General features: G+C 44.0%; 11 protein-coding genes. 3 read left to right on the top strand and 8 right to left on the bottom strand.

Annotated features, from left to right (window positions below):
* Nucleotides 1-117: 117 nt before the first annotated feature.
* Entirely contained in the window at nucleotides 118-822 is a 705-nt protein-coding gene (locus AC2CZC_RS04705; RefSeq protein WP_063361345.1) for a response regulator transcription factor, read from the top strand.
* On the opposite strand, the gene AC2CZC_RS04710 is transcribed toward AC2CZC_RS04705, so the two are convergent.
* From AC2CZC_RS04710 to AC2CZC_RS04730, 5 genes are all read right to left on the bottom strand, one after another.
* Nucleotides 819-2,330 (bottom strand): YifB family Mg chelatase-like AAA ATPase, encoded by a 1,512-nt coding sequence (locus tag AC2CZC_RS04710; protein ID WP_484583993.1) that lies wholly within the window; start codon nucleotides 2,328-2,330, stop codon nucleotides 819-821. The genes AC2CZC_RS04705 and AC2CZC_RS04710 overlap by 4 nt on opposite strands.
* A gap of 83 nt (nucleotides 2,331-2,413) precedes the next feature.
* Entirely contained in the window at nucleotides 2,414-3,028 is a 615-nt protein-coding gene (locus tag AC2CZC_RS04715) for a trimeric intracellular cation channel family protein (protein WP_484583994.1), read from the bottom strand.
* Nucleotides 3,029-3,558: 530 nt separating this feature from the next.
* Nucleotides 3,559-6,144 (bottom strand): M14 family zinc carboxypeptidase, encoded by a 2,586-nt coding sequence (locus AC2CZC_RS04720; protein ID WP_484583995.1) that lies wholly within the window; start codon nucleotides 6,142-6,144, stop codon nucleotides 3,559-3,561.
* A gap of 74 nt (nucleotides 6,145-6,218) precedes the next feature.
* Nucleotides 6,219-7,598, bottom strand: coding sequence for an ATP-grasp domain-containing protein (locus tag AC2CZC_RS04725; RefSeq protein WP_484583996.1), 1,380 nt, complete (start codon nucleotides 7,596-7,598; stop codon nucleotides 6,219-6,221).
* A 4-nt stretch (nucleotides 7,599-7,602) separates the two neighbouring features.
* Nucleotides 7,603-8,550, bottom strand: a complete 948-nt coding sequence (locus tag AC2CZC_RS04730; RefSeq protein ID WP_237138090.1) for an ATP-grasp domain-containing protein — start codon at nucleotides 8,548-8,550, stop codon at nucleotides 7,603-7,605.
* A gap of 179 nt (nucleotides 8,551-8,729) precedes the next feature.
* Here AC2CZC_RS04730 and AC2CZC_RS04735 point away from each other — a divergent pair, with 179 nt between their 5' ends.
* A complete protein-coding gene (locus AC2CZC_RS04735) occupies nucleotides 8,730-9,857 on the top strand; it encodes a M20 family metallopeptidase (protein ID WP_484583997.1) in 1,128 nt (375 codons plus the stop codon).
* A 7-nt stretch (nucleotides 9,858-9,864) separates the two neighbouring features.
* On the opposite strand, the gene mutM is transcribed toward AC2CZC_RS04735, so the two are convergent.
* The gene (mutM, locus tag AC2CZC_RS04740) at nucleotides 9,865-10,674 is read right to left on the bottom strand and encodes a bifunctional DNA-formamidopyrimidine glycosylase/DNA-(apurinic or apyrimidinic site) lyase (protein ID WP_484583998.1); all 810 of its coding nucleotides are present in this window, start codon (nucleotides 10,672-10,674) and stop codon (nucleotides 9,865-9,867) included.
* A gap of 2 nt (nucleotides 10,675-10,676) precedes the next feature.
* Nucleotides 10,677-11,168 (bottom strand): hypothetical protein, encoded by a 492-nt coding sequence (locus AC2CZC_RS04745; protein WP_484583999.1) that lies wholly within the window; start codon nucleotides 11,166-11,168, stop codon nucleotides 10,677-10,679.
* Between the two features lie 206 nt (nucleotides 11,169-11,374).
* Between AC2CZC_RS04745 and AC2CZC_RS04750 the strand changes: the two genes are divergently transcribed.
* Nucleotides 11,375-12,295 carry a manganese-dependent inorganic pyrophosphatase gene (locus tag AC2CZC_RS04750; protein ID WP_484584000.1) on the top strand — a complete coding sequence of 307 codons (921 nt, stop codon included), beginning with the start codon at nucleotides 11,375-11,377 and terminating at the stop codon, nucleotides 12,293-12,295.
* A gap of 71 nt (nucleotides 12,296-12,366) precedes the next feature.
* Here AC2CZC_RS04750 and AC2CZC_RS04755 read toward each other — a convergent pair whose 3' ends face one another.
* The gene (locus AC2CZC_RS04755; protein WP_484584001.1) at nucleotides 12,367-14,187 is read right to left on the bottom strand and encodes an alpha/beta fold hydrolase; all 1,821 of its coding nucleotides are present in this window, start codon (nucleotides 14,185-14,187) and stop codon (nucleotides 12,367-12,369) included.
* Nucleotides 14,188-14,244: the final 57 nt, after the last annotated feature.

Here is a 14,244-nt window from a genome sequence, read left to right on the forward strand (position 1 = left end):
TACAAATTACTATCGTATTTCATTAGAGTTTTTATATAAAAATAGATAACTTAGGGTTCTCAGCCGAGAATTCTCGGTGCTAAGATAAAGATTAATTATTGAATAAGTTTCGAGACCATGAGCATAAACGTATTGTTAGTCGAGGACGATGAGTTACTGACTAAAAGAGTCGAAAGTCACTTTGCACAAACGGAGTTTCATATCACTGTTGATAATACCGGTGCTCGAACCCTAGAGCACGTGCAGGAGCATGCCCAAAAAGGCACGCCATTTATGATGGCTATCATTGATATAGTATTGCCAGCCACCGACGGCCTGCAACTCGCTAAGGAACTTAATACATTAACCGATCTCGGTGTCATTATGTTGTCTAGCCGTGATTCGCAAGCAGATCGCATCGCAGGTTTAGCCCAAGGTGCTGACGACTATGTCTGTAAACCGGTCGATTTATTAGAACTTGAATTGCGTATGCGCGCCCTTTACAAGCGTTTGGCAGGTGCACGCAATGAAGATGAATCCGAAGAGTTCATCGAATATGCAGACTTCAAATTGCACCCTGACAACCGTACTTTGATTAACCCAAATGGCGATGAAGCGCGACTCACTGAAGCAGAACATAAGGTACTTATCTGTCTCATTGCCAATGCGGGTAAAGCCACCTCTCGCGCAAAGATCTCTGAGGATATTGGTCAGCCAGATTGGAGCCCAAGCGATCGTACTGTGGATGTATTAATTGGTAGACTTCGTAAAAAGCTGGGTGACGAAAAAGATCAAAAACGCATCGTCACTGTGCGTGGTAAAGGATATATGCTATCCACTTAGCGTGTCAGTTGTGAAAGCAGGCGCTCAAATGCACGATAGCTGAGCGCCTCTTTTAAGTCAGTGAGCGTGATATCTTGATGTCTGTTCAGATCGGCAATGGTTCGCGCTACTTTAACCACTCTATGATAAGAACGCGGTGATAAATGCAGTTTTTCAGTCGCTTTTGCTAAATACTCTGCAACCCCATCCAATAACTCACAATACCTGTCTAACTCTTTGCTTGAAAGCTGCGCATTATCTTTACCTTGACGTTTAAGTGCAACCAACCGCGCTTGCTCAACCCGCCCACGAATACAGGCACTGCTCTCAGCTTCTGCTTTTGATTGCAGTTCAGCCGTACTTAATCTTGGTAATTCAATTTGCAAATCAATACGATCGATAAAGGGACCTGACACCTTACTTAAATAGCGCAGCACTTGCTCTGGCGTTGAGCGCTTATCGTTGTGGCACCCTGTAGGACTTGGATTAAGCGCCGCGATAAGTTGAAATCGTGCAGGAAAGTCCACTTGCTGGGCTGCTCTGGAGATATTTACCATGCCCGTTTCCATAGGCTCTCTTAAAGAGTCTAAAACTTTACGTTCATACTCGGGCAGTTCATCCAAAAATAAAATACCATTGTGTGCCAGAGAAATTTCCCCAGGCTTAGGCGTAGATGATCCGCCGACTAAAGCGACTGCGGAGCAGGTGTGGTGTGGAGAGCGAAAGGGCCGTTGGCGCCATTGAGATGGGTCAATATTTTTACCTATGAGAGAATAAACCGACGCGGTTTCCAACGCCTGATCAATTTGCATAGGCGGCATAATTGTAGGCATACGCTGAGCTAACATAGATTTTCCAGTGCCTGGCGGACCCAAGAATAAAACATTGTGTCCACCTGCTGCAGCAATTTCTAACACGCGCTTTGCAACCGCTTGGCCTTTGACTTCATTCATATCAATATGGGCGCTAAATTGATCTTCATCAGTACACGCAATATGTTCATCAAAAGGCAGCGCTTGTTGGCCACCTAAGTCCAACCATACATCTTTCAAGCTCACGACAGACTTGCGTGCCCCCCTTGATACCAAACTGGCCATCATTTGATTCGCTTTAGGAATATAACAACAACGCGGTACCCTCGCCGCCGCAATTAAAGCGGGAATAATTGCCGTCACCTCACGGATCTCGCCTGTCAGAGCAAGCTCACCGTAAAATTCATAACCCTCTGTTTGAGTGTGATTAAGCTGCCCAGACGCCACAATAATGCCAATCGCAATGGCCAAGTCATATCTTCCCCCTTGCTTTGGTAAATCTGCTGGGGCCAAATTAACGGTAATACGTTGCTCAGGAAATAAAAAGTGACAATGGGCTAATGCACAGCGCACTCGCTCCTTAGATTCTTTAACGGATGCTTCCGGTAAGCCCACAATATTAAAGGCAGGTAAGCCATTACTTAGGTGGACTTCAACCGTGACAAGCGGCGCATCCACCCCCACTTGTGCACGTGTATAGATTTTTGCTAATGACATCCATTGTCTCACACTTGATCGATGGGCAACCTAATTGAAAGTCGATTTACCCCACTGCCTTTACAGTGACACTAAAAGTAAGCCTAAGATTTATATTTAAAAACATGTAGCACCAAATTCCATCGAATTGCCGCAAGACGCAACAACAAGATAGTCAGCATAGACACCACCATAGTCACTTCTAGGGACACACCAAAGTGCGTTAGCTGAGTATATATAATCCCGCCGATAATGCAGGTAATGGCATATAGCTCACCTTTTAACAGCATAGGCATCTCATCAGCGAGCACATCTCGGATCACGCCACCAAAGCACCCTGTTAACACACCCATAATAATCACCGTAGTATCTGGCATTGCCAAGCTCATTGCTTTTTGCATGCCCATCACAGCAAAGAATGCCAGTCCGAATGCATCCGCCACCAACAGACGCTGCTTTGGTACTATTTTTTGTCGATTCAGCCACCAAATACATAAAATTACCGCACTAAAAATAGCAATAAAATAGCTACTATCATGGAGCCAAAACACCGGAGTATCTAAAATCACATCCCGCATTGTGCCACCCCCAATGCCGGTTACTGTTGCCAGCACCACCACACCAAAACCATCCATATGCTTACGATGTGCCAACAAAGTACCTGAAATGGCAAAGACCATAACACCCAGTAAGTCAAACCAGTGATATAGTTCAGTCATACGCGCTTATCATCAATAACAGTAAAACCTAAATGGTAACTGACATCATCAATACGCGCCAAGTATAAAAACCGCTTCACTCAGTAAAGCCTCCATGCGTATCACTCTTATCTTAGCAATCCATTGCCTTGATCGAACATAAAATGGGTCACCCAATTACGGACAGTTTGGCCACCCTCCCGTTCCCATACCATTCACCCTAAAACCTGTACAATCAATAAAAAATAGGGAAGAGTGATACTCTCAGCAAGCGAGTGCTGCGTTTCAGCTCACGCAGTTACATTAAAAGTCACACGCTTGGTGTTGACCTCACCTCGCTTACTGGCGACAAAATTAGCAGGGGCTTTGGGAATTTTTCTTGCCAAGAAAACAGTTAAATAATTCAAAAAAATAATAAAATTAATACCTTATGAAAAACATGGATGTATAGATTAGATAAATAAAATAATTAATTTTGCATTTAATTCAGCTTGTTAAGCTATCGCATTGCAACAGCCGGAGAGCATATTTCTCCGGCATCAATTTGGTTGTTATTCCTCTGCGCAAAAATACAAAGTAACGGGCTCTGAATAGTTTGGAACATCATCATAGCTGAACACCGCATAATATTTACTGAGCTTTGCATTACCAAAGTTATCTAATGTATATGCATCTTTGCCGCCGTATAATTTGACGCCGTCAAATGGTGAGCGCGGCGGATGAAAGCGATTGCGCACCACAAAGCAACCGACAAAATCGTCATCCTCAGGATTCTCCCACATTAACTTCACCACTCCCCCTTCTATTTGAGCAGAGAGGTTTCGTGGTGCAGACACCGCTTGTTTGCGCCGCGAGATATAGTTAATTTTAAGCTGTGCAGGATGCTGATCCTGACATGCGGTCCAATTAACCAAAGCATTGGTCGCTTGTGATTCTGAGGTTGCACGAATGATAAAGTAAAACGGTGTATGTGCTTGATGCAGGCGCTCTAGCGCCTGTAAACTATAGCTATCAAATATAAAGTGATGCTCTGCACGTTCACGCAACTGCTCATTACTCACTTCATAGCCAATGTACTCTATTTTTTGCCGCTGCTTAACCGCCTGAAAATCGACATCTTGTAGCTCTACAAGTTCTATCGTAAAGCGAACATCCTTGGCACTGGCAATACTGTTACAACTGCGCAGTGTCAAACATGCTTGCGTAAACACGGTTTTTTCGACAGGCAAATCGGCGTTTAAAGCAAATGCCATTTGCCCATAAACAATTTCTCCTTGTTCATCAAAACCAGAGGCAAGCCTATCGGCGACAACTGCATCTCTATAAATGGTATTACAGCGGGTTGGTGCCAAAGTGAGCTGCTGCTCAGGAACCTGATAAACCAGCTCCAAGTTGGGACGATAATGTAAGCCGCTACCAAAAGGGCCGTAACCAATGTCAAATTGCATCACTTGAGAATCATTGCCGATCGGCAATGTTTTAGGGCCTTGCAAGCGCAGCAATAAACTCTTCTGTGCAATCAACGAGTTTAATAAAGTGCGCTCTACTCCATTGAGCTGCCACTTCATCCAGATCCCTTGCGTCATCTTATCTGACTCAAAGGTTTGGCCTAACGTGTGCAGCGGCTTGGCTTCACTGACAGCTTGATAATCATAGATATCGGCAATCTCATTTGGGTCAATAATGGCCACTGACCACTCGCCATATTGCTCAATTTTCGCGGCAACTCGGTTCATCGGGTAAAGCGAAAACTCAGCGCGTTCAATATTAGTGCCAACGGGGAGACTGCTTAAATCAAACTGTACTACGCCTAAGCTTACTCCCCGTTTCTTATCAACCCCAATAAACATTGAGTTATAGCCAAAGTGCTCTTTGTTTTTTGACAAATAATGCTCGCTCAAATACCCGACATACTCTTTGGCAGGAAATAGTGTTCGTGCACTTTGATGTCGCGCTAAATGCGTTTTTAACCTAAGCTCTGGGCTAAATGGTGATTTAATTTTGGTGACTTTATCCACTGCGCGAATATTATAAAAATAGCTTTGCCCACTGCGCAGCTGTGAGTCTCTAAACGATAAAGACTTGGTAATGGCGATTAAACTTTCTTCACCGCAGGGACTTTTATTGCTTTCGCTGCGATATAACTCAAAGTATATATCGTCTCTATTTTCATATTGCCACTCAAGCTCAACGCCCTCGTGATCAACCGCCTTAATCGTAAAATCAGCAACACGTTCGGGGGCAAGGGGCGAGTAATTTATCGCTTCACTCAACGCGTGCACAATCGCCGGAATATTTTCCGCAACGCTTTCTGACATATTTTTCATATAATCGGGAATATTCCTCGTCCCCACCTCAACCACAGTGGCAATGATCCCCTTGCGGTAATAATATTCGCGACCACTGCCATGAATTAACTGAGCTGGCGGCTTACCGCGATGGATCCCATATTGTCTGCCCGTGACTTTTTTGATCTCGTGATTCATGTTGGCGCACAAAATATTAAGATCAGCTCCTTCGATTTCTACTTCATGGTTAAACTTATGCGCAGGGAAGAATACATTCCCCTGTGAGTGATAATCTAGTGCGATGCGGATATTGTCATGTTGCTCTACAAAATCTCGGATCGCACAGGTTTCAGGTTCTGAAAAAGCATGCGGGCCGCCGTAGGTGTTGGAGCCGGTGTTTTGATTACGCATAAATTTGGCATCAAAATTACGATTCAAGTCGACGCCATAAGTGCCATCGCCATTATTACGACGGTTCTTTCGCCAAAATGAAAAGTGATTTCGCGAATATTCAAAGCCATCTGGATTTAGGCAAGGCACCATATACAAGGTATTGCGGGTTAGCGCTGTTTGCAGTTTTGGGTTAAAACGATAGTTTTCAGTAATATAATGAATAAATTTAAGTGCCAATTCATTTCCTATCCACTCTCTGGCATGAATAGAGCCGGTATACAACAACGCAGGCTTATCATCCGCATAGGTCACATCTAAAGACACCGTTACCAACATGATCGGTCGTCCCTCCCATGTTTTGCCAATGCTTTGAAGGCGAATTAAGTGTGGGTGTTCGCTCATTGCATTTTGCAAGGCGTCGATGGTATCTTGATAGGAAGCATATTGAATTTTCATAGCACAGATTTACTCTTAGGGCAGAAAAAGACGGCGGCGAAGCCCCCGTCACTAGAAGGATCTCTTTGGTTCAATTAGATTTGGCCTGCATGGTTTTGCCAATGCTCGACTATCTTCTCTAATTTTTTATCTTTGAGGTTTTTCACCACGCATAGCTTTTGAGGGTCGGTATTGAGCGCTTCAACGACACCATGTGCACCAAAAGTTGTCATAATATCATCAACCATCTTTTCACCCACACCACGCACCTGACTCAACAGTGCCCTCACTTGAGCTTCATCAAACTGGGGCGCGTCATAGTTATTGAGATCTTCGGCTAACTCATCACTGGCTGGAATTGGCTGCATGGCTTTGGAGGCAACAGCCTGCGCGCCAAGCACAAAGTTATCTTGCAGATTCCAAATTTCACTTGGCCACTCTTCTCCAAGCTTGAAATCCGTATCTAAAATAGGAAAAGATTGCTCATCAAATTGCTGGAACACCTCACCACAGTCTTGGCTTGGCGTGTACTGAGAAAAACCGATATGGCGCATGGTACGCAATAAACGCGCGTCTATTTTGCCAAGCTCTTCCCAATTGTATAGCGGGATGTTCGGCTTTCTGAAATAACCACTAGAGAGCAGCCACATCAAGTATTGACCGATCCAATCTCGGATATAAGGAAATGCTGCAAAGGCCGTTGCACATTCTAAAATGCGCAATTTGCCATCTTTACCCAATGCAATATCACATGCCCAATATTCCGCATTGGCCGCTTTAGATGCGGCCGTTGCCAGCTTCAATACTGATTTCGGCACAGCTTGATAGTCCATACTCCCGCCTTGGCTCGTGTTCGTTAACCATTCACCTTCGGGAGGCCTGCGCCAAAACGCACATACCGGTTTATGGCCAATCAGCATCACGCGAATATCAGCCTCCATTGGCACAAAATCTTGAATGTAGAGAGGATAGTACTTTTTCTCACTCAGCAGAGCCTGTGCCTCCTCAGCACTATCTACTTTATGGACAAAATACCCACCATAATTAGAAGGCCCATATGAGCGCTTAATAATTTTAGGATACTGTGCATTTGCCAAATACTGCTGTGCCCTTTCAGGAATGTAGAATATTTCTGTATGCGGCGCAGGCAGCTTATATTTACGGCAAAAATGGGTAACGTTTTCTTTAGACTTATTGGAGAACTGACTGTCTAGTGAGGGCAAAAATCTAACCTCAGGTAAAGCGCGCGCGATCTCTCTAAATGTTTCATAGGCCGTTGCGGGAATATTACCGATCAATACCTCAATTTTTTTACGCTTCACTTCAGCAATAAAGCGTGCTTTATCATTACCCCAGTGATAAACCACAGTTTCAATTTTATCGGGCCAACCTTTAAAATTAGACTTATCAAAAAAGCGCAGTACATAGTCCAAATAGAGCAAGCCAATTTTGGGTAATTGTGTTTTGTTTTGCATGAGATTAAGCCACCTTGGCAGATTGAAATGAAGTTTTATTGACCACAGTTTTTTCAATCAAACCCACCATAGCTTGGATTTTAGCTTGATTAAATGTCAGCCCTAGCTGCTCTTGCTCTGGGGTGGCAAAAGCAGGAATTGTATTGACCTCTAACACTACGTACTGTTCTTTTTCTCGGTCATAAATGAGATCAACCCCCGCTATCTCAAGCCCCAACGCTTTGGTTGCTTTTATTGCGAGTTCCACTACCTCATCATTGGCTTCACGCACAAATACACTACCGCCACTGGTGACATTGGTTTTCCAATCATCTTTTGGGGCTTTTCTGCCATAACAACCGACAAACTGACCATCAACAATATCGACGCGATAATCTGTATTGTCGTAATTAATGAAGCGCTCCACATAGAAATAGCGTAAATCTGTACGACTCAAAAATGGCATGATCATATCCAGTGCTTGCTCACCTTCAATTTTTACAATGCCGACACCGCCCCAGCCATCAGTGGGCTTATATACGAGCTTACCGCCAAAATCTTGTAGCGCTGCACGTAAGCCATCCATGTCATTTTTGTGGCATAAGCGGTAATCAGGCGTGCATATCCCATGACTATTGAGCAAGTGTGAGGTGCGAAACTTATCTTCAGCCAGTGCAAAAGCACGATAGTTATTCAACGTTGGAATGGTTTCGTTGAGCGTTTCGTATAAATAAAGCTGATATTGTGTTTGCTGGCCCGCGTTGTAACTTAAAAAGGCATCTAACTGCTCCATTGCCACACCGTTACATTCAATACCACCATCTCGCGCTCTGGCATCACGCAGATTTAGACCTGTACTAGCTAAGATCCCACGCTCGGCTAATGCGTGAACCAACTGTTGTTCGATTTCTTTTCCCCCGCCATTTTCGTACATCCAAATTCCGACATGCGGCGCCCGCGATACGGCTGTCATAAAGTATCTCCTTGGTTTAAAAATAGGTGCATAAACAGAGCCTTGTCTTACTAGTTAAGACCATCTGTATGACAAATTTTTGATCCTTTTACTGAACTGAAAACTGTTCATAAAAGCTTCACCGAACTGCAACCGAAAAACGCCACGATGAGCCAAACCTTCACAGGGAGAAGATTAGGATGAATCTGGACTATGCAGAATTAGCAGACTTAATACGCTGTAACTCGCACAGTAAAAATAAACTTGGTGTGGATAACCACGGTGAGCAAATGATTGCGCTGATAGAGCCTCTAGGCTTTTCACTCACTCGCTACCAACGAGAACACATTGGCGATCACTTACTGTTTCGCTCACCTCGGAGCTCAGGTAAACGCATATTATTACTAGGCCATCTCGATACGGTTTTCCCCAAGGACACCTTCACCGAGTTTTCAGAGGACGAATATTACGTCTATGGCCCAGGTGTCTGTGACATGAAAGGAGGAAATTGGGTTGCACTGAACGCACTAAGGCGCCTTAAACAGCAATATGGGCAACTCGCGAATATCGATTGGCTACTGGTGAGCGATGAAGAGATTGGCAGCGATGATAGCCAATCATTGACCACAAAAATTGCCAAGCAATATGATGCGTGCTTCGTCTTTGAAGCTGCGGGGAAAGAGCATGAACTCGTTGTCGCACGAAAAGGCATCGCGACCTACCATATCACCGTGACAGGCAAACCAGCCCATGCAGGTAATCACTATAGAGACGGTATTGACGCCAACTTTGCCATGGCCAATATGTTATTAGAGATGAGCTCACTCACTGACCTTAAAGCGGGTAGCACAGTGAACGTAGGCAAGGTAAAAGGCGGCATAGGCGCCAACACCATATCGGGCAAAGCGACAATGCAAGTTGAAGCACGCTTTACCAATCATGCCGAACAACAAAGACTGCTAGAAGGCATTGAAAACATTTGTATGGCCATAGAGATCACGGGCGTAGAAGTGGAGATACAAGGCGGCTTGCAACGCGGCGTGATGGCACCGACACAGGCGCAACAAACGCTACTGGAGGAAATTAACGACATTTTAGGAGAAACTCAACCTATCGAGCATCGTGGCGGCGTCTCTGATGCTAATACGGCCTCAGCCACAGGCACGCCAACATTAGATGGCTTTGGCCCCTACGGAGATGGCGACCATACGCGTAACGAACGCGCGCTCAAATCCAGTTTTGAGCTACGCATCGAGCAGGTAACCGCCATATTATCTGAGCTATGCTACAGAGCAAGCATCGCGGTACCCGCCGCACATCAAGCGTAACCTAATGTCAGCGCTGGCACTTAGTACAGTAGACTGTGCTGCGCTGACCTAACCTGATCTCTTGTAAAATGCTCTCGCATTGCACGCACGGCTCGCCTTTACGACCATAGACCAGCAATTCTTGTGCAAAATAGCCCGGTTTACCGTCGCTCTGGGCAAAATCTTTTAACGTTGTGCCGCCTTGCTCAATTGCAGCGGCCAGCGTTTCTTTAATAATTGGTGTCAGCTTTTGATACCGTGCCAAAGAAATTTTACCAGCTTCACGTTTTGGGTGGATCCCCGCTTTGAACAAAGACTCATTGGCGTAAATATTGCCGACCCCAACCACCACATGGTTATCCATAATAAACTGCTTCACAGCGACTTTTTTACCACGACTGGCTTGGTATAAATGATTCGCATCAAAAAGGTCGGTTAAAGGCTCTGGGCCTAATTTAGCAAAGCAACTGTGCTGCTGATCCGGCTCCTGCCATAAAAATGCACCAAACCGACGCGGATCATTGAGTCGCAACACGAGCCCATTATCAAAAAATATCTCAACATGATCATGTTTTTTTAAAGGCTCGCTTTTTTCAACAACCCGTAAATTGCCTGACATGCCCAAATGCAAAATGCCAGTCCCAGCCTCACTTTCTAATAGTAAATACTTGGCTCTGCGCTTAACAGCCAAAATGGCAGTGTGCGCCAACTGGGCAACTTCTTCAGGCACGGGCCAACGCAAGCGACCGTTGTGAATACGAACCTCTTCAACCATTCGCCCCTTGATATGAGGCTCAATACCTAAACGGCTAACTTCAACTTCTGGTAATTCTGGCATAACTAAATTTCTATTGGTTTAAATAATTGTTTGGCGGTATCCGCGCTGAGCTCTAGCCATTGCTGCTGGCGTTTAGCAAACAGAAAATAGACTTCTTGCGTTCGATATAATTGATAACTCAGCGGCAATTCCTCCCCCGCTAACCAAAAAGTCACCACCGAAATAGCAGAGTCTGGATCAAACTGCTGTGGTGCGACCGTTTGTAATTCAAGGCTTTGCCACTGCTGAACTATGTGCACCAAATCGTGCTCGCTGTACTCGTCTTGCGCGGGCTCAATCAGTTTATTATCAATACGCCACGTTGTGCCAATACGCTCAATTTTAACCCCGGGGTAAGCCATTGCCAATACAAAGCTTTGTTCGGGTAAGACCATAACCCGTTCAAATTCAGCTTGTTGTGGGTTGAGTTTATGATGCAGTCCATTGAGAAAAAAGATCATAATCAACATGGAAAAAATCACCACATTATTCCAAGCTTTGCGACTTAACCCCATACTGGCCCCATAGATACTTACAAGAAGATTAATTAGATCATAATACATACATTGCCAAGAAACCGAGCTGTACTTTAATTCACTGGCCTATTTTAATTTCACAATCGCAGCTTAGACTATTTTCTAGGTCCAAAACCAGTCTGACACTGTATTAATGTGATTAATTTTTGCTAAAATAAGCGACAAAATTTTTTAGGAGTCCGTCAATGGCAATGTATGTAGTGGGTCATAAAATCCCTGATTCTGATTCAATTTGTGGTGCAATTGCACTGTCTTACCTTAAAAACCAAATTGGTGAAGAAGCAATTCCTACTCGTTTAGGTGATGTATCACCAGAAACACAGTTTATTTTAGATCGCTTTGGCTTCGAAGCCCCAGAGCTTAAATTAAGCTATGCAGGTGAAGAAGTGTATATCGTTGATCACACTGAAAAAACGCAAGCACCTGATGACATTGACGAAGCAACCGTTGTAGGTGTTGTTGATCACCATAAACTAGGTGATTTAACCACTTCAACGCCACTTGAGTGTTGGATCCGTCCAGTTGGTTGTAGTAACACCATCATCAAGATGATGTATGACTTTTACGGTGTTGAAATTCCTAAGAACATCGCAGGCCTGATGTTAGGCGCAATTTTATCTGATACGGTTATTTTCAAATCACCGACATGTACAACAGCAGATATCAAATGTGTTGAAGTATTAGCAGAGATTGCTGGTATTGAAGATTTCAAAGCGTTTGGCATGGAAATGTTCAAAGTAAAATCAGCGGTTGAAGGCACGCCGGCTCGCGATCTTGTAATGCGTGACTTTAAAGACTTTAACATGAACGGTAACCTAGTTGGTATCGGTCAGCTAGAAGTCATCGACCTGTCTGTATTTGACGAAATCAAAGCAGACCTAGAAGCAGATATCGCAAAATTAAAAGAAGAAGGCGGTCGTCATTCAGTACTATTGCTTCTTACTGATATCATGAAAGAAGGCTCGCAAATGCTGATTGCATCAAACGATGAAGGCATTATCGAAAAAGCCTATGGTCAAGCGCCTGAGCAAAGCCGCGTTTGGCTTGATGGTGTACTAAGCCGTAAAAAGCAAGTAGTACCACCACTTCAGGATGCATTTGCTTAATTGCAGATTGGTAATAAAAACCGAAGCTTATGCTTCGGTTTTTTATATCCATCATGCCCACGCATTTATAACTACTGGGCTTGATGAAAAACTAAAACCGCATCAATCACCGTATCAGGGTGTTCAAAGAAAAGTTGATGGCTGGAATTCTGTAAAGGGTAATAATGGCCGCCAGTGTCATTAGCCAAAGACTGGCTCCAAAAACTCCCCTCTTCTTGCCATTTTATCAAAGCTGGTCTGTCGTCCTCTGAAGCAAGTGCTATATCATGACGCTCAAAATCACCATCTACGATACTCACAGGCACACTCAATGTTAGGTTCAAATGACTGACCGTTTCTAAATCATCATGATAGCTCATCATTTCCTTTATACGAGTCACTTGTTTATCAATATCGGTACGCTGATTTGCCACCAAATCATAATAGGACCAATCCATATCTTCTTGATAAATATTAGGGATAAGTGACTCGATCTCAGCTCGCTCTATGGCTATTCTCTCCTTGCTCTTGTCGCTCCAATTACCTGCTGCTACATACTCTAAGAATATCTCAGGGTATGCTCTAAGCTCTGCAACAGGACCACTCTGATATAGTTGGATTGAATGCGCCATAATGACATCAGGGTCGACCCAGACAACCCCGTTAATATCAATATCTGGGTTGGGCTTGGCTAAATACATTAAAGTCGTTAAATTTGCATTCGCAAATGATAGCAGTGTAACTTTTTCTATCTCAAGTAGTGCCAATAAATCTGGTAAATCAGCGGCAAAATTAGCCTGTGAAGGTGTATCACCTGAGCTACTCCAAGCACTCCCAAGCCTATCAATTACATGTACTCGACTGTGCTTTGCCAACAAAGGCTGAATTAAAGCAGCCCATGCAGAATCACTGTGAAAAAATCGATTAGCGCCAGGTAAGATCACGATATCTCCAGCCGCTGTGTCATCACCTAAACTTCTAACATGATACCTTTTTGAGTCAACAGTATATAAAGCCGATCCTTCCATTATTGGATATTGGCTATGCTCTGTAAAAAAGCCTAAGATTTCCTTTGCGGTATCATAGTGTGAAAATGACCATTGATGCCCCCCACCTTGAATAGAGATCAATTTATTCGTCACACCTTGCTCAGACTGATAAACGCGTTCAGTGACCGACGTATTGTATTGATCCTCAGTGTAATCTAGATCGAGTCCATTTTGCTCAGCAATGACTTCGATAGCCTCAGGTGCAGACAGCAAAGGAAAGTTGTTATCTACATAGCCAGTATAAGGTAATACCTTATCGGCAGTGCCTTGAACCAACATGTAATGGGTGGGTTCTGAGATCTGGCAAGTACGTCCTAATTGCGCTGACATGGGGGCACCCACACTGACAATAGCCTTAAAAATCTCACTGTGCTTGCACAGCATATTTTGGCTAAATAATCCGCCTTGTGAGTATCCTACTGCGTAATTTTCCCCTTCGAGTAAATTATAATCACGATGCATTTTTTCAACTAACTGAACAACAAAGTTGACATCCTTTGCCCCCAATCGTGACGCGATATTACAGCCACACCCTTCGTCCCATTCAACTTCCTGCGATTTCGGATACACAACTATATATTCATCACTCAATGTTTCTAATTGAGTCATTGCCTGCATGCCCTGCTCACTTTGGCCCGAGCCATGAAAGACAAGTAGTAACTTATATGCTCGAGCGGGGTCGATACCCCCTTGAGGAAAAGCGACAATATAATGTTGACCAGACAAAGACAGTCGCATGGATGATTTGTCAGTGGCTGAGGTCTCAGTATTCTTTATGGGGCTTGTTTTAGTCCCCTCACTCTGACCGCCACTACACGCTTGTAGCAAGAAAATAATTAAAAAAAGACCTAGTTGTACTCTCATAATCACAGCTCCAATTTTCGTTGCCTTGAATATAATGAAGCTGATACATTGAAGTCA

Source organism: Pseudoalteromonas sp. MMG033 (genome assembly GCF_057197785.1).